At 57.1% G+C, this 14,863-nt stretch carries 24 protein-coding genes; 13 read left to right on the top strand and 11 right to left on the bottom strand.

The annotated features are described in order from the left end of the window. Positions 1-55: 55 nt before the first annotated feature. Both EB235_RS19685 and EB235_RS19690 read left to right on the top strand, forming a co-directional pair. Positions 56-364 (top strand): hypothetical protein, encoded by a 309-nt coding sequence (locus tag EB235_RS19685; RefSeq protein WP_208603617.1) that lies wholly within the window; start codon positions 56-58, stop codon positions 362-364. Between the two features lie 700 nt (positions 365-1,064). After that, a complete protein-coding gene (locus EB235_RS19690; RefSeq protein WP_167334853.1) occupies positions 1,065-1,226 on the top strand; it encodes a hypothetical protein in 162 nt (53 codons plus the stop codon). 156 nt (positions 1,227-1,382) lie between these two features. Here the strand turns inward: EB235_RS19690 and EB235_RS19695 are convergent, their stop codons facing one another. Beyond that, complete coding sequence (locus EB235_RS19695; protein WP_027029354.1) at positions 1,383-1,715, bottom strand: ArsR/SmtB family transcription factor; 333 nt, start codon at positions 1,713-1,715, stop codon at positions 1,383-1,385. Positions 1,716-1,871: 156 nt separating this feature from the next. Between EB235_RS19695 and EB235_RS19700 the strand changes: the two genes are divergently transcribed. Next, on the top strand, positions 1,872-2,072 hold the full coding sequence (locus tag EB235_RS19700; RefSeq protein ID WP_051429841.1) for a hypothetical protein: 201 nt from the start codon (positions 1,872-1,874) through the stop codon (positions 2,070-2,072). A 283-nt stretch (positions 2,073-2,355) separates the two neighbouring features. Here EB235_RS19700 and EB235_RS35130 read toward each other — a convergent pair whose 3' ends face one another. The 8 genes from EB235_RS35130 to EB235_RS19730 all read right to left on the bottom strand — a co-directional run bounded on the left by EB235_RS35130 (position 2,356) and on the right by EB235_RS19730 (position 7,555). Beyond that, entirely contained in the window at positions 2,356-2,487 is a 132-nt protein-coding gene (locus EB235_RS35130; RefSeq protein WP_280944882.1) for a hypothetical protein, read from the bottom strand. 317 nt (positions 2,488-2,804) lie between these two features. Further along, positions 2,805-3,008, bottom strand: a complete 204-nt coding sequence (locus EB235_RS35185) for a hypothetical protein (RefSeq protein ID WP_080680739.1) — start codon at positions 3,006-3,008, stop codon at positions 2,805-2,807. A 281-nt stretch (positions 3,009-3,289) separates the two neighbouring features. Next, positions 3,290-3,529, bottom strand: a complete 240-nt coding sequence (locus tag EB235_RS19705; RefSeq protein WP_155256275.1) for a hypothetical protein — start codon at positions 3,527-3,529, stop codon at positions 3,290-3,292. A gap of 808 nt (positions 3,530-4,337) precedes the next feature. Next, positions 4,338-4,619: a hypothetical protein gene (locus EB235_RS19710; protein WP_080680737.1), complete on the bottom strand. Its 282-nt coding sequence runs from the start codon at positions 4,617-4,619 to the stop codon at positions 4,338-4,340. A 49-nt stretch (positions 4,620-4,668) separates the two neighbouring features. Further along, complete coding sequence (locus EB235_RS19715; protein WP_051429585.1) at positions 4,669-5,316, bottom strand: hypothetical protein; 648 nt, start codon at positions 5,314-5,316, stop codon at positions 4,669-4,671. Positions 5,317-5,488: 172 nt separating this feature from the next. Further along, positions 5,489-5,698, bottom strand: a complete 210-nt coding sequence (locus EB235_RS19720) for a hypothetical protein (RefSeq protein WP_027029352.1) — start codon at positions 5,696-5,698, stop codon at positions 5,489-5,491. Between the two features lie 77 nt (positions 5,699-5,775). Then, a complete protein-coding gene (locus tag EB235_RS19725; RefSeq protein ID WP_027029351.1) occupies positions 5,776-6,075 on the bottom strand; it encodes a DUF1236 domain-containing protein in 300 nt (99 codons plus the stop codon). Positions 6,076-7,345: 1,270 nt separating this feature from the next. After that, positions 7,346-7,555: a hypothetical protein gene (locus EB235_RS19730; protein WP_027029349.1), complete on the bottom strand. Its 210-nt coding sequence runs from the start codon at positions 7,553-7,555 to the stop codon at positions 7,346-7,348. Between EB235_RS19730 and EB235_RS19735 the strand changes: the two genes are divergently transcribed. The 3 genes from EB235_RS19735 (at position 7,554) to EB235_RS19745 (ending at position 9,274) form a co-directional block, all read left to right on the top strand. Continuing rightward, positions 7,554-8,171: an inorganic diphosphatase gene (locus EB235_RS19735; protein WP_245268760.1), complete on the top strand. Its 618-nt coding sequence runs from the start codon at positions 7,554-7,556 to the stop codon at positions 8,169-8,171. The genes EB235_RS19730 and EB235_RS19735 overlap by 2 nt on opposite strands. Positions 8,172-8,669: 498 nt before the next feature. Next, positions 8,670-8,903 (top strand): hypothetical protein, encoded by a 234-nt coding sequence (locus EB235_RS19740; RefSeq protein WP_027029347.1) that lies wholly within the window; start codon positions 8,670-8,672, stop codon positions 8,901-8,903. A gap of 11 nt (positions 8,904-8,914) precedes the next feature. Continuing rightward, entirely contained in the window at positions 8,915-9,274 is a 360-nt protein-coding gene (locus tag EB235_RS19745) for a hypothetical protein (RefSeq protein WP_155256272.1), read from the top strand. 14 nt (positions 9,275-9,288) lie between these two features. On the opposite strand, the gene EB235_RS19750 is transcribed toward EB235_RS19745, so the two are convergent. After that, positions 9,289-9,486 (bottom strand): DUF3606 domain-containing protein, encoded by a 198-nt coding sequence (locus EB235_RS19750; protein ID WP_027029346.1) that lies wholly within the window; start codon positions 9,484-9,486, stop codon positions 9,289-9,291. A 125-nt stretch (positions 9,487-9,611) separates the two neighbouring features. Here EB235_RS19750 and EB235_RS19755 point away from each other — a divergent pair, with 125 nt between their 5' ends. From EB235_RS19755 to EB235_RS19785, 7 genes are all read left to right on the top strand, one after another. After that, positions 9,612-10,496 (top strand): RNA ligase family protein, encoded by an 885-nt coding sequence (locus EB235_RS19755; RefSeq protein WP_027029345.1) that lies wholly within the window; start codon positions 9,612-9,614, stop codon positions 10,494-10,496. Then, a complete protein-coding gene (locus EB235_RS19760) occupies positions 10,471-10,680 on the top strand; it encodes a hypothetical protein (protein ID WP_027029344.1) in 210 nt (69 codons plus the stop codon). The genes EB235_RS19755 and EB235_RS19760 overlap by 26 nt, the downstream gene beginning before the upstream one ends. 261 nt (positions 10,681-10,941) lie before the next feature. Beyond that, positions 10,942-11,160: a DUF768 domain-containing protein gene (locus tag EB235_RS19765; protein WP_027029343.1), complete on the top strand. Its 219-nt coding sequence runs from the start codon at positions 10,942-10,944 to the stop codon at positions 11,158-11,160. 27 nt (positions 11,161-11,187) lie between these two features. Next, complete coding sequence (locus tag EB235_RS19770) at positions 11,188-11,361, top strand: hypothetical protein (RefSeq protein ID WP_245268759.1); 174 nt, start codon at positions 11,188-11,190, stop codon at positions 11,359-11,361. Positions 11,362-11,437: 76 nt separating this feature from the next. Beyond that, positions 11,438-12,157 carry an SOS response-associated peptidase gene (locus EB235_RS19775; protein ID WP_027029341.1) on the top strand — a complete coding sequence of 240 codons (720 nt, stop codon included), beginning with the start codon at positions 11,438-11,440 and terminating at the stop codon, positions 12,155-12,157. Positions 12,158-12,225: 68 nt separating this feature from the next. After that, positions 12,226-12,630 (top strand): hypothetical protein, encoded by a 405-nt coding sequence (locus tag EB235_RS19780; RefSeq protein ID WP_027029340.1) that lies wholly within the window; start codon positions 12,226-12,228, stop codon positions 12,628-12,630. A gap of 117 nt (positions 12,631-12,747) precedes the next feature. Then, complete coding sequence (locus tag EB235_RS19785) at positions 12,748-13,440, top strand: hypothetical protein (protein WP_027029339.1); 693 nt, start codon at positions 12,748-12,750, stop codon at positions 13,438-13,440. Between the two features lie 18 nt (positions 13,441-13,458). On the opposite strand, the gene EB235_RS35295 is transcribed toward EB235_RS19785, so the two are convergent. Next, positions 13,459-13,818 carry a Rap1a/Tai family immunity protein gene (locus EB235_RS35295; RefSeq protein WP_167334852.1) on the bottom strand — a complete coding sequence of 120 codons (360 nt, stop codon included), beginning with the start codon at positions 13,816-13,818 and terminating at the stop codon, positions 13,459-13,461. Positions 13,819-14,863 lie beyond the last annotated feature (1,045 nt).

Below are 14,863 nucleotides of genomic sequence, written 5' to 3' on the forward strand. Positions count from 1 at the left end.
CTCCCCGATCAACGCTTGACGCCGGATCCCTGCACAGGCCGGCCGGAGACACGCCATGCCCATTATCGATAGCTGCCAACTGACCACCAAAGACTACACCATTCTTGAAGTGATGCAGGAACGCCGACCTGCCCGCGGCGATACCTTGTCGGCTATCCTTCAACGCAAGATTTCGAGCGCGGTTGTAGTGTTTAGCGAGGACATCCTTGCCAGCGTCGTGACACTCAGCACTCGCGTGGCCTATCGGGTGAACGACGGCCAAGCCGAAACCCGCATCGTCGCCCATGACGAGATGCGCGGTCTGGTTGGAATGCTTTTGCCCATCACCAATCCACGCGGCCTGGATGTCCCCTCAACCGGGTAGACAAACAAAGGCCCGTCTCGGCTCACACCCGGCGCGGGCCATTGCTTTTAAAGCCCCGCGCTATATCCCGCTCCGAAACCAATTGTAGGGCCAAGATAATGCAAGCCAACAAGACGACGCTAGAACGCACCTTCGCGTTGGCTCGGTCCGGCGGGATGTGACCGGCAAGGAAGTCGAGTTCATCCAGTGGAACACGACAGGGCCGGTGCGGCCTCCTACGGCTGGGTAGCGGTCAAAGCCGCGTGGACCAGTCGGGCGCGTCCGCTTGCATAAACCAATAAATCGCGATCACGAGCAGCACCGCCAGCACGGCAAGCCCAATCCAGACTGTGAGCTTCGTCTTGTTCATGGCGGGCAGGTAATCAGTAATCCCCGTGCCGCAATTCAATTGGCCGTGTGCGTCCCCCACGGCTGGGTAGCGTCATGAGGAACATAAGGGCGCCCCGATAGTTTTCTTGGCGGCAGAGGTTCCAACGCCTCGGCAAGTCCCGCGATCCCTAGGGGCGCCCGCTGCTGCCGTGAATGGGGCAGCGGGATTGCTGAAGGCAAGATCACCTTGACGGAATATTAGGCGTCTCTAAAGATTGGTGCTTGCGGCAGGATGCACCCCATGCCTTCCGCAGATCGGGATAATGCACCACCTGATCGGCCCGCGCTTTCCGCCACGAGGCGCGGGCTTTCAACTTTTTCAGGGGATGAGATGACCGACAAGCCGGCCACAACCTACCTCGTGAGCGTGTTCGAAAAGCCGAACTGGCGCACCGTGATCACCACCAAGGACAAACAGGCGGCTCTCGATATGGCCAAGGAGATCGGCGACAAGGTGCGGGTCGAGACGATCAGGCCGAAGGCGAAGCGATGATTGAAAGTGGCCGGCGCCTAGGTTGGGGTGGGCTTTGGGATGACGCCGGCCAAGCGGACATCAGATCCGCCGCAAGCAAATGCTAATATACCGAAGGCGATCCCTGGCTATGGTGTGATCGCGGAAGCCGGCGATTACATATTAGACAGACCCGTCCTACCTTACCGAAGACAAGCGCTTCTGCTTCATCTCGGGTGCGCCATACATCCCTTCCAGAAACGAAAGGATTTCGCGCGCTGCATCGGAACTGCAGGAATAATAGATTGTCTGGCTATCCCGCCGGGTCTCTACTAGGCCAAGCCTGCGCAGCTTGGCTAAGTGCTGCGACAGAGACGATTGGCTTATCATCAACTTTTCGCAGATGGCGCCGACAGACATTTCGCCGCGATTGGCCAAATGGCTCATAATCAATAGTCGCCACGGACTGGCTAACACTGCCAGAAGATCAGCCGCCTGCTTGGCGTTGGCTACCAGCTTCTTCGAGACCATAAGCCCCCGCGAGCGTCTTTTCGAGATCCGGCTTTTTATAAGATCGCGGATTAATCAGCGAGCGCTAAAATGGTTCCGAACATAACCGAGGCAGGGATTATCACCTTACGAATCCGTAAGTCGCGCGCATGAGCCCAGCCTAATATGAGTGGCTCCATGAGCAAGCATCCCGACCACGACACCGATCAAGCCACGCGCCCTTATGAGATTGAAACGTTCGCCGAAAAGTACGGATTAACGTTGAAGGCGGCGGACGTGATCTTGCTTGCAAACGGGCCATCGCGTGTCGCCTGCGACGCCGCAGCGAAGGCATTCCTCGCCGCGTTGGCAGGACGGTCTCAGTCCAAGGCCTCTTGAGCCCCAACAGCCATCTATAGCGCTGGTCGCTGGCTACTTCGCTGGCCGGTGGCTGCGCGCCAACACGCACCTCGAAGCGTCCTGGCGCCCGCCTGTGTCCAGCGCCATGCACTTTCGCCCGTCCGCTCAAACCATAAAATGCCCTTGCCGGCGGCACAGTGCAATTTAATGCCTCTATCGCACAATGCTCGACGCGATTGTGCATTACGATCCTGGCCTGCCCAAATTGGAATGGGAATGGCGATCCTCACGGCTCGCCACCCCCGTTACAGCCCTTAGATGCTCAGGCCTTGCCGGCCAGCGCGTTCAGCTTGGCGCAGAACTCAGCATGCGGTTTGCTCATTGCGGCGTCCTGGCATTCCTCCATCATGGCAGTCTGATGCTTCTTCGAAATCTTCGCCCAAACCTTCTTCATGTTTGGGTTCACGTCCCGTGGATCAAACGGACTGTCAGCCAAAACGCGAGCGCCATAAAAAAAAGAACGCCAAACGAAATAAGCAGGAGCCTCATCGGCCTAATTTAGCAGACCATGAAACAAGGGCCGAGCTTGAGTTCCTTACGGATTCGTAAGTGCCTGTTTCTGGCATCGCCAGCTAACCATCACCGTCGGCAGCGAACGGCACATTTGCTGCGCGGTGGGCCTCCACCCGCCGAAACTATAAGGCCCGCTGCCGTTGAGGCGGCGGGCTTTACCAGCCGCCCGCCACTGTAAGCCGGCAAGCGACAACGCAGCTACTCGGCTGATCCATTGTCGGTGAATGGCGAGGCGCTGGGTACGCACTGTACGGACCAGCCTGGGGGAGTCGGCTGCTTCTGATATTCTGCGATAGCGGCGGTGCATTGTTCGCGCTTATCGAAAGTGGTGGGCAATAACACCATGCCACCCTGCGGGCCTGCGATTACCAAATACCAGACCAGAGCTGCGGTAGTAGCCATGTGAACTCCTTACGCTAGGGGGCTATGAACGCGCCTGCGGTGGCGGAACAAAGGCCGCACCGCACGACTGCGGCGTGCCCGTCACAGGTTCGGATGTTGTCTTGCCACGTTTGGAACGCTTCGAGAGCGCCTGAGCGTTTGATAGCTTACAAATTTGTAAACTAAGCGGCTGGAACGCACAGGGTCATCACGTAGTTGTGAGCATCAGGTGAAATCTAGTACGGAGGAAATTGATGAGACTTCTATTGGGAGCAGCCATTGCGGCTGCAGCGACATTTGCATCATTGGCGCCTACCAATGCCCAAAGCGTAATCATCCAGCCTGACAACGGCGGAGGCTATGCTGACCAGTACTCCTCGGACAATGGCGGCGAGTACCGTCACCACCACCGTCATCATGATCAAGGGAGCTACGACGACGGCCAATACGACGGTCAGTACAATGATAGCCAGTACAGCGATGGACAATATTGGCGTCATCACCGCCACCACCATGGCTGTCGAATCTTTGTAACTACGCATTGGCGCCATCATCACCGGGTCGTCGAGCGCACGAGAGTGTGCGGCTAACGCATACAGGAGGACGAAGGAATAGGAACGTGGCGAGATGAACGAATGCGGAGGCGCCCCATGTCATCGTGGGGGCCTGGGCCTGAATTTTTAAGGCGCGCAATCGCGACCGCTCTCGTAGTGTTTGCCCGAGCGCGAAACCTAACCGCCTATTTCGCTGCTCTTGGGATAATAGCCCAACAGCCCGCTGCTCCCCAAATATGTCCCGGCAGCGGGCTGCTACCCTCCGGAGACTTCAGCCTCAATTGCGGCCAGTAGGCAACTTGGTGGATAGCGGAATCGTAGATAGGTGGTCGCTCTTTTTGTGTCCCTCATGCCAGGGCGGCTGGCTCGCTGAGATTTCGTTGGGGTTATCTCGGCGAGCCTAAAATGACATCGCCCCGTAGCCGCACTGTGTAGACCATCGTTGCAACGCTCCCACTCGTCCGGCGCGAAACTCTTTATGCGCCGCCGCTGCATGGGTCTATAGCCAGGACTGAGTGGGGTTTATCTCGACGCACCACAGTCGCCGGAGTTGCCACCCTCATCGCTCTCTCGGGAGCGGGCCTAGCGGATGCGAAAGGCGGTCATTGGATGCATACCCAGTCGCCCTGCGCACCGGATTACAAAAGGCTTTGTTCAACTGTACCCATCGGTAAAGCTGCGGCATGCCTCAAAAAGCACATCAGCGAATTGAGTCCTACGTGCAAAGCAAAATTCGGCAAATGAAGAAACCAGAGGTGCGGCTTGAATTAAGACGCTGCCTCATGGTGGCGGCGTACTATTTTTCGTGCGGAACGATGTAGCTATTGCTGGTCACGCCGCGCGTCACCGTAACAGATAAATAGGCGTCCGGAAGCGCCCCTGTCACCTTTGCGTCGACACGGCGGCAGCGCCCGATGATCTTACCCCTTGGAGCGCTTGCCAGCCTGTTCTTCAGTGCGGCCCGGCACTGGTCAAGCGATGAAAATATCGCGGGCGGTGCTGCAATGGGTTTGCAGACAAAACCGTCAATTGGGCTGCACGAAAGCAAAATCATCACTGCTGCGGTTGCCGGGTCCATTTCGGAAGCTCCCATATCAGGATGAGGCTTCAACGCTGAACGAAAGGAATTAGTTTCCGGCAGGCTTGGCCTTCGCCTTAGGACCGCGCCTCGGCTGATGCGTGTGGGTCATGACCGTCTCGAGTTGGCCCTTGATCTTGGCGTGCAGTTTAGCCTTGTCAACGCCTTCGGGGTAAATGCCCTTCTCGATACTGGTGGCCATGCGTTCCAGCAGATCGGTATCGTGTTCGTCGCGGTAGGGTTTTAAGTCGAGGTCTGCCGGAACTTTGGTAAGCCGTTCATCGTCCATCGTCTTCACGTATTTCTGCATGAAGCGGTCATAGTCCCGCCAGGAGATGCCCGCCGCCCGCACCGCCGCTTCTTCGGCCCGAGTGGCGATTTGGTGGGCGTGCAGATAATGCAAGTCCAGTTGGTCGATCAACGACTTCTCGACCTCCTCGTGCAACAATAGGAAACGGTCGGTGTTGATCTTCCGGCCGTTGTACTCCCATTCGCTGGGCATATGCCGGTCGATATAGATCGTCTTCCCATCTTTCGAATAGCCGGCGAGGTAGGGGATGTCATGCTTGCGGTCCAGCGTCTTGACCTTGCGCGCCACGGCGTCGAGCGCCCGATCCATCATCAGGCTCGACACGTACCAGTTGGGCAAGCGCAGCCTCTTATGCGGTGCGGTTGGGTGGCAATAATCAAGCGCCATGGCTGTTCCCTTCCGAAGCGACCGAATGATATTTGCACGTCATTCTATTTCGGGCAATTTGCTGCGTGAAGTTGCGGCTAACCCTCCTGGCAAATATCTTCTGCAGGGGTCGAAAATGAGCCACGCGGGTGCCCCAGTATCCCCGTAACAGAAGTGACCTCGAAACGGAGGCCTACCCATTTAAGGCCTCTGGTTCGACAAGGAACGATACTGCGATCAGGTCGTCGCCGGCAATCTGGCCGCGACCGTTATCCATGATGGCCGCGACCTTCTGGAAGGTCTTTATTTCGGTGTCAGTTATGCGTGCTGCCCGCACTCTTGCCTGGAGATCAGCCAAGCGCGCCATGAGCGCTTCTGTCGTCTCGACTTCATGGTTCATCATCTTCTTTATCCAGTTGAGTGGCGAATGACATACACAACCCGCCGCCATCGGATGGCGACGGGTTGGCGGTACGAAGTTCAGTCGTAGACTTTGAGAATTTTGCGGGTGCTCGGATCCACCAGAACCGTGCGGTTGTCGACCACCACATAGCGGTATTTCACGTTGGGAACCTCGTGGAGTTCGACCGTGTCCGGCAGAGCCGTACCGATGTTCAGCTCGACGCCGGGTATCTTCACGGAAGCCAGCGGCTGCTTTTTCACGTACTCGCGGACGACGGTGTCCTGCTCCGGCGTGATGACAACGTCCTGGGCCGCAACTGCGCCGACGCCGGCCAAAAGCAACAGCGCCGCAGCGGCGCCGGTAAGGTGCATCTTCATGGTTTTTCTCCTCTTGTGATCGGGCGACAGCACCATCGTCTGTGCGCCAGCCAATCGAACTTCACGGCATGCCAAACGTTCCTCGGACGGGCTTCGGTCCCACAGAGGTCAAGACCAAAGTCCGGCCACAAAACGCAATGGTCTTGCCTATTGGGACTAGGCGGAACGGCCTACGTCCAGCGTAGTTGTTTGTCCGGATTCGGAGAAAGCACATGGATAAGAGTGTTGGCCAAGCACGCTGGTTGCTCGCACCGGTTTTCGCAGCAGCCGTTACCTTCCTGGTGATCGGCATAGTCCTCGGCTGACATGTCATGGATCGGCACAGCTACGTCCCTTCCTGTGCTGATAGGACCCGCGAGCCGCTTCCGCAGCTGGCGGGTCCTCTATTTTTATTCGGTGGGCAAAAGAAAATGACATTGACGCAGAGATCGAATGACACCGACAAGGCAACCGAACCTGCGAATGACAACCACGATGTTCATATAGCGAGGCTATTGGACGCCGCTTTGACTGACGAGGAAAACATTGCCGACCTTGTCAGGCGAACCGAACGCACGGCTATGTTAGTGCTTATAGGAATGGGCGGATGGTTGATGCTCGTCCCGGCCATCTACGTAGTGCTTACCCACGGGATATGAGCGAACAATCTACAGCCGCTAAGTGCCCACAAATTGACCGGCCATGAACGAACATGCCCCGAATAAATTGGTGCCCGAGCATTCACCACGGTGGCAGAACCGTAGGGGCGTTCTACTCGCGGCCGCCGTCCTGGTTTTGGCTTTTTGCGCTCTGGTCGGAATATGGTTTTTTAGATTTGCCTAAACGCGCTTCGCTCGGGAGTAAGGCGACCGCTTCGGGGGCGTGTCCGCCAGGTAGTCGGTAAAACCCTCTCCAATTCGGCCACAGCCTCGTCCTTGCTTAATGACCTTCCTCGCCGGCCGCCATGGACACGCCACCGCTTGTCGTTCGTGCTGATCGCCCAGAACCATTTACCTGCGCTCGGACCGTTCTCTTTGCCGAGAAGTCTGCCCACGCTTGAGCGTAGGAACGACGGTTCGTAGTCGTGAAGTGCCGTCTGCCCGCCGAGGATGGTCCGACCCCAATTAAGTCAGAGCCGCGCATCACGACCCCGAACAAACCAATCTGCCTCGACGATGGTAGGGAAAGACCCGATAACTTCGCCATCCTGCACGACCTCATAACCGCTCGCCGAGCGCAAGGCGTTGATCAGAAGCGTTTGTTTGTTGCCCAGGCCGCGAATTGCAATGCCCTACTTTTCATCTTGGCGCTTCTCAATCTCATAGGTTAGCCACCGACAAAACATGCCGGTAATCGACGCTGCAGCTCCGACGAGCAGGCTCGCGACAAGCAGAGGGCTTTGTGAAGCACTCTTCCAACTCACAATGGCGAGCAGAACAACGCTGAGTGTAGAAAATAGATAGCCCGCGCCTTTGAGGATGTGCAGAGCAGATTTTGTCATGCTTGAAATCTCCTTTGGGTGCAACGGAACATTCGTTACGTCTGGGAGTTCCAAAGCCGGCTCACATCTGCAAGGCGTCTCGATGCCCAACTTTCTCAAACTCCCTACAACGACGGATGGCCTGATCAGAGTGGTTATAGAAACCCCACGTGGCTCAGAGGCAAAATTAGCCTATGATCCAGCGACCCAGGTTTTCGCCTACGTCCGGCCTCTACCGGTTGGAATGAGTTATCCGTACGACTGGGGTTTTATTCCGTCCACATTGGGCGAGGATGGTGACCCCCTTGATGGGCTCGTCATCCATCAGGGTACGACGGCACCAGGAGTGGTTATCAAGTGCCAACTGCTAGGAGTGTTGCGTGTCAAGCAGAAGGACCAGGGTGGCGAGGCCGTCCGCAATGACCGCTTCATCTTTTGCCCTCACAAGGAAGACGCCGAAGATGAACCTGCCACCGAGCAGCATGTCCCTGAGCATCTCAGGCGGGAAATCGAGCAATTCTTTCTTTCGTCCGTACTTGGGACCGGCAAAACAATCAAGTTCAAAGGCTGGCAGGGTGCAGATGAAGCTCAAAGAGCGATTAGGAACGGTATGAAGGCGTTTGCTTCCCGCTATTAGTCCGAAGGTGGGCTTCTGGCGCACGCGCCTTCACGTCTCCAGTTACCGGACGTGGCTAACTGAGGCTGCGTGGGCTTGCCGCCAAGCGCGAGCGGTTTGGCTCGATTGTGGCGCAGGTCATCATCATCTCGGGCTCGATCGAAGAGACACAAGCCGCCCCGGGAAAGCCGTGCGACAATCAAGGGCCGCTGGCTTCGGCCGGCGGGCTTTTTCGCGACGGAACAATATCCGGCTGACGAAATTCATATGGTCGCACTGCCCATTCAGAGCGTGTTCCAACCTCAGACTATGCCCGCTGCCGAAAGGTGGCGGGCTTTTTGTTTGTCACGCCGCTGTCGTGCATCAGGGGTATTTCTGCCGCCGACGTTATCCTGCGTCATTGATCCTCCCTTGTTTGGCCCCGCTCGCATCCTGCCGGCGGGGCTTTTTTGCATCACAAACGATTCGCCAGTGAATCGTCGCTGCTAAGGTGGCTGCTGGCTGACGATGAAGCCGATCATGGACACGCGTGAAATGGTTGCGATCGGCGAAACCCTTGCGAGGGTTGTAACGCCTGAAATGTCTCCCAAGCAGTTGATCAAGGCTGTCGAGAAAGACCATCCCAAGGCGACGAAAAAGGATATTGCAAGGTCGGCGTTTTTCTCGATTATCGCCAATGCGGATCACGACGTGGGAAAGGCCAAGAATTTGCAGGCGTTTGCCATCGCAGAACGCACTCAGCCCGAGGACTAGCGAATATCCTTGTGAGCAACATCTTCACCGCTTCAAGCGCGTTTTCCTTCAGTCGAGACCTAGCGGAAATCGCGCTGATCGACCTGCTGGCCGCAGTAGGGACAGGGATAGAAGTGAAGCTGGTCGTCGGCCGGTTCTGGCCCGTGCAACTCGCTGTGAAAGGACGGTTAAAGGTCTCATGGCTTCGTCATAGGCTGAACGAATATTCGAAGACGAAGCCGCGTTTTTCGTCAGTGACCCGTATCCAGACGGGCTCTGTGGTGCGCAGCGTCACCTCACGCTCGGTCGCCTCCCTGGCGGCTTTCAAAGCCGTCGTTGCGCTCACAATGTGGGTTGCCGTAACGGCATCGCCATCCATTTCCTCGACGTGATATTTCGGCACAGCTCAGATTGATCCCCTGTTTTTTAGAGCTTTGGCCTCGAGCTCAAGCGTGTCGCGGTCGTTGCCGTGCTTTGCGATCAGTTCGCGAACTTGCGGGATGGAGAGGCCGAATTTGCTCGCGAAATAGCCAACCTCGTATTGCTCATCGCCGCTCACGCGGCTGCGGTCCTGATAGCCAAGTTTGTTCTTGTCGTCGGCCACGTCGATCTCCTTCCCTGAATGGCAGATCATCGGGCAACGTCGAAACAAGCAGTTTGTTTCAGCCTTTCCGGTTTTGGAACTATTTAAGCGCATGCTAATTAAATCGCGGCTTTGCGAGTCAGTGTATGCGTTTGAAGTTCATCGCCCCGTTGATGCCGACCTTGGTGGAAAAGCCTCCAGAGGGCGATGGATGGATTCATGAGGTGAAGTTTGATGGGTACCGTTCGCAACTCATAATCGATGACCACGGCACCAGGATTTACACGCGCAACGGCCACGACTGGACCGCGAAATATCGTGATCTGGTGAAAGAGGCCAAGAGCCTTGGCGCGGAGAGCGCCATTGTCGACGGCGAGATCATCGTGTTGAACGATGCCGGCCTGTCCAACTTCAGCGAGCTTAGGAAGGCCATCACGCGCCGGCAGCATGATCTCTATTTCGTCGGCTTCGATCTGCTCCATCTCAATGACCACGATCTGCGCGACATGGCACTGGAAGAGCGACGGGAAATCCTTGCCAGCATCATCGAGCCCGGCGGCCGGATCCAGTTCAGTGAACCGTTGCCGGGCGACGCGAAGGCTATCTTCCACTTGGTTGACCAGGCCGGGCTTGAGGGCATGGTGTCGAAGCGACGTGACAGCAAATACCGCAGCGGTCCGTCAACCAACTGGCTGAAGGCGAAATGCTACCAGATTGAGGAATTCGAACTGCTCGGCGTGGCGCGTGAGCCGGGCAAGCCGGCCTTTGCGCTGATGGCAGAGCGAGGCACAGGTCGATATGTCGGCAGCGCCTTCATCACCTTGAACCGGGAAATGCGCGAACGGCTTTGGAAGCGCGTCCAGGACCACGCAGGAGCGGCGCCGAAGGGCATGAAGCGCCCGGCGACACAATGGGTCAAGCCGGGGATCATCGGCCGCGTGAAGCACTTGCGGGGCGAGGAGGATTTACGGCATGCTTCTCTCCAAGACTTTCGGGAGGAAGAACATGCCAATCCAAAGAAGGGCGACTGAGGTCGGCATATTCGACGCGGCCGAACTGGCGATGCTTGGAAGGGTCTACGACAAGCTCACGTCGGATGGTCAATCGCCGGATGCCCGCGAAACGATTGCATCCCGAATTCTCGCCAACTACATGGCGGGCGTTGTCGACGAGGACGAACTCACTTCGCTTTCCAAGCAACCATTGGGGCGCTGACCATGGCGGTAGCTAAGAAGGATCAAGAGCGCGAAACCTACGCGTGGATGTACGGTGCCCAAGCCAGCAAAGACGGGCAACTGCGCGTCGTTCCCGACTATTGGCAGAGTTTGGCGGCAGCCTGGCTCCAAGGGTTCGACGGTGTTCCGCTCGATGGTGCGGCCAAGGCGAAGCCAGTCAGTGACCAGATGGAAGCTGAAGTCGATGAGGCGGCTATCGACCGCAGGCGGAACCTAAGTCGGCGATCGAACTTAAGGCTCGATGAGCGCCCGCGGCATCAATTTCCTCGACAACTGGATGGCAGAACAGCTGCCCGAGACCGCGACCGGCGATCCCGTCGTCATCAGCGACCTTGCAGACAAGGCAATGAAGGCTGCGGACAAGGCGGGCATTCTCACCACGGAGATCAGCGAGGAAGTGCCCAGCGTGTTCGAGGTCATCGCCGAAGCCATGGATCATCGTGAAGGTGACGCGCCCTGACCCCGCGAATCTGCGATGAGTCGCCATATGGGCAAGAAGGCAAAGCGCAAAGCAAAGCAGGCGGTTGAAGCCCCACTAGATGCCGCGCTCGAAGCGGAAGCGGCCTATTATGCCCGCAAGGTAGGCATCACTCCAGATGAAGCCGCCAAGATCATTAGGGAAGCCCACGCACCGAAGCTTTCTATCGTCCGCAAGGAATAGGCGAAGGTCGGTGCTGCTTGACTCGTTCCCCACGCGTTCGCATTTTGATCTTCCGCAACGATAGGCTGGTGATCTGATGTGTGGACGCGTTTTCGTCAAAACGACTATCCCTGACATGGTGCGGCGTTTCGAGTTTGCCCATCCTGGCGACGTCGAGCGCATGGGCAACGGCTTTCCTATCTGGAACGGCGCGCCCAGCCTGAACTATCCGATCATCATTCGCGAAGAACTGTCCACCTCCATGGCCGGCTTCGTGTCGGCCAAATGGGGTCTCGTTCCCGGCTGGGCTCGTGACGGGAGTGGCCGCCCGCCGCCCGTCAACGCGCGCTGCGAGACCATCGCGACCAATGGCATGTTCCGCAAAGCTTATGCCTCACGGCGCTGCCTGGTGCCGGTGGACGGCTATTTCGAATGGCAGAAGCTGGATCTCTGGGGAAAGAGAAAACAGCCCTATGCGATCGCGATGAAGGATGACGAGCCCTTCGCCATGGCGGGCATCTGGGAAGAGTATGCCGATAAGGCCACTGGCGAACTGATCCGCACCTTTGCGATTGTCACCTGCGAGCCGAACACCCTCATGGCAACCATCCACGACCGGATGCCTGTGATCCTGGCGCCGGCCGATTATATGCGTTGGCTTGGCCCGGAGCTTGACCCTCGAGACCTGATGAAGCCGTATCCATCCGAGCTGATGAAGATGTGGCCGATAGGCAGCAGGGTAGGTAGCCCGCGCAACAACACGCCCGACATCATCGACGAAATAGGTGTTGGACCCAGTGATCTGTTTGACGTTTAGCCTTTACAGCCGCCAGGGCAGATAGGAATAATGTCCTTCAGGTGGGGCGACTCTCAAAAGGTGTCGCGATGGCCAGGACGGCATCGACCGCAGTTGTTGCCCCTACCGTAGCTGAAGCTGCCAAGGCCGACACCGCGCTTGAGCGAGCTCGCTACCACTTTGACCAGTTCGCCGCCGCGATGGACGAACTCACCACCGGATATGATGGATGGAAGATCGGGGGCGCCGGGCATTCACGGGAGTTTGCGGCGGCAGGGTGCAGGACCATCGGCGATTATTCGTGGCTTTCCGCGCGGCTCGTCCAATACGAAACCGGGACGGAGCCGCGTTGTCCGGCACTGATCGTCGAGCGACACCATGAATTCATTGGGATGCAGAAGCAGCCCCGAGGCTGGCTTGATGAACCCCTGTATCGCGACGGGGAGGGGGTGCGGCTGTCAGCGCCATCGATCAATCGCCCTTCGGATACTTGACGCCCGCTGCCTCACGGTGGCGGGCTTTTCATTTGGCGGTGGAGCGTAGCGGGATTAGCGGGCAGAACCCTCATCTGCCGTTTGCGTAGGTGACCGGCCTTGTCAGATCGTCCTCGGATGGCAAAAGACTTGGCAGAGATTCGAGCTGCAAACCGCCGATACAAGGCCTTGCATCGCGAAGAAATCCTGGCGAGACAGCGAAAGCGACGTGCTGAAAATCCAGAAAAAACGGCAGAATTGAAACGTAAGTTCAGGCTACTGCACCCGGAACGGATCGTTGCCGCTAATAAGGCTTATCGCCTGGCTAACCGCGACAAAATTGCGGCTGGCAAAAAGAAATATCTTGCAGAGCACCCAGGCCAGCAACTTGCCTACGAGCGAGCATACTACATTAGGTATCCGGAAAAGGGTCTAGCAAAGCAGGAAAGCCGAAAGCTGAGAGAGCGTGCGCAGGCCAACATGCAAAGATCGATCAACTCCATTCGCCACGACCCTGACACTGTCTATCGGGTGGTGAGCCGCGCTGTTAGCTCCGCTCTGCCCCGGTTCATGCGTGACGACGTCATCGCCTCGATGCTCCTGGCCGTCCTCGAAGGCAAGCTGCTGCTCGATCACGTTGGCGCTCGCATGAAGGATTACGTTACCGGCTATAACCGGGAGTACGATACGTTCAAGACGCTGTCACTTGATGCGCCTATGGGCGGCACTGATCTGCGCCGCATCGATCTACTGGAAGCGCCGGCCGCGTGCGAGGCGGATGAGGAAGACGCGGACCTCCTCATGCTCAGGGGCGGGCGGTTTCCTATTTAGCCTCCCGATGGCGGGCTTTTATTGCTGTGGGCACCGCCAAGCTGCGAGCAAGGCTTGGTACACGAGAATCGGCGCCGGGGACTGCCTATTCTCAGGGTGATCCTCAAGGTACTTGCAAGCGATGTCCGTAACCTGTTGAGCCACCACGCCCTCGGGGATGCAAATGAATTTGTTGGGCACAACAGGCTTCCCGGTTGCCTGGTCAATCACCCCGACATTCAGATCGGTTAAGTCAGCCACTCCGATGACATACCCCTGCGCAAACCCAGGAGAGGAAGTGCATAAGTTGTGGAGTTCATTCCCGGTGAAGAATCCGGCCTGTGCCGATATTGTCGAAGCAACCAGCAAAGCTGAAGCCGTTCGACTTCTTCCCAGCATTCGCCCCCTCCCATGTCGCGTCCATGTCGCGTGGTCCAGCTGATAGTCGCAGGAAATTCCGGCGAGAGCGAGCCGGAACAGCAGGGGAACGCGTTGCTACGGTTTTTGCAACGCAACGCTACGGTATTGGACGGGACAGCGTGTCACAGGCAGCGCTAGCGAAGCCTGAAATCGTTGATAGATAACGCCTTAACGGGACACTGCGGGACGGGGAGGGACGCCAGTGAGCGAATTTCAAGACCGGTGCCTTCTAACTCTTGTACGCGATCCCGATCCCTCGAACTTCGCGACTTGATTGGTTCCCTACGATTCGCAATGCCGCCCATTGATCCTCCGTCGGTCTGGTGTCAGGCAATGGAGCCGGACTGAACTGATCAACCAATCTCGCATCTGAAGGGTAGAGAATATGAGCGTATGGAGGGTCGCAATCGCGTAAGAGAGACCGTTACCAAATGTGGCTTGTGCTTGCGATCTCCACAGTCGCGCCCCGCTTAGCGCTCTCCATGTGCTCAAGACAGCGGTAAGGCTCCGCCGCACCGCGTCGCTAGCCGCCCGCCGCACCTTTGCGACTTCTCTCTCAGGAATAGCGTCTCCTGCGTTCGGCGTAGCAAATTCCAAGCTTCATTCTGCACTGACCACCTTGCGACGAGCGACGTCGTATCCGTCGTCCCGGTACACCAGCTCAGTCTCAAGAAGTTCAAGCAGACAGGGAAGAACCATCGACGCGCACAAGCGATGAGTAACGCGCCGGACAGGTTGGGCATGACTTAGAACTTTTCACAAAAGAACATCGATTCTTCGCACTAACTTTGGCCCATAAGTACGCTAAAGCCGGCGAGGTAGGCATGTTGATTCGGAATAATCGATAGTCAACCCTGATTATTGAAAAGGATATTTCCTTCAAATGCGATCAATAGTAGTTTATACAACACTAATTCATAAGACAAAATAGGTTACCCATGGCTAGGTGCTCTTAAAGACCGATTTGGCGGCCACGAAACCGTGCCCTTTTTTTTCCTGATTGCCGGAATTGCATTGAAGGGTT

The sequence above is a fragment of the Mesorhizobium loti R88b genome (genome assembly GCF_013170845.1).
GTDB classification, from domain to species: Bacteria; Pseudomonadota; Alphaproteobacteria; order Rhizobiales; family Rhizobiaceae; genus Mesorhizobium; species Mesorhizobium loti_B.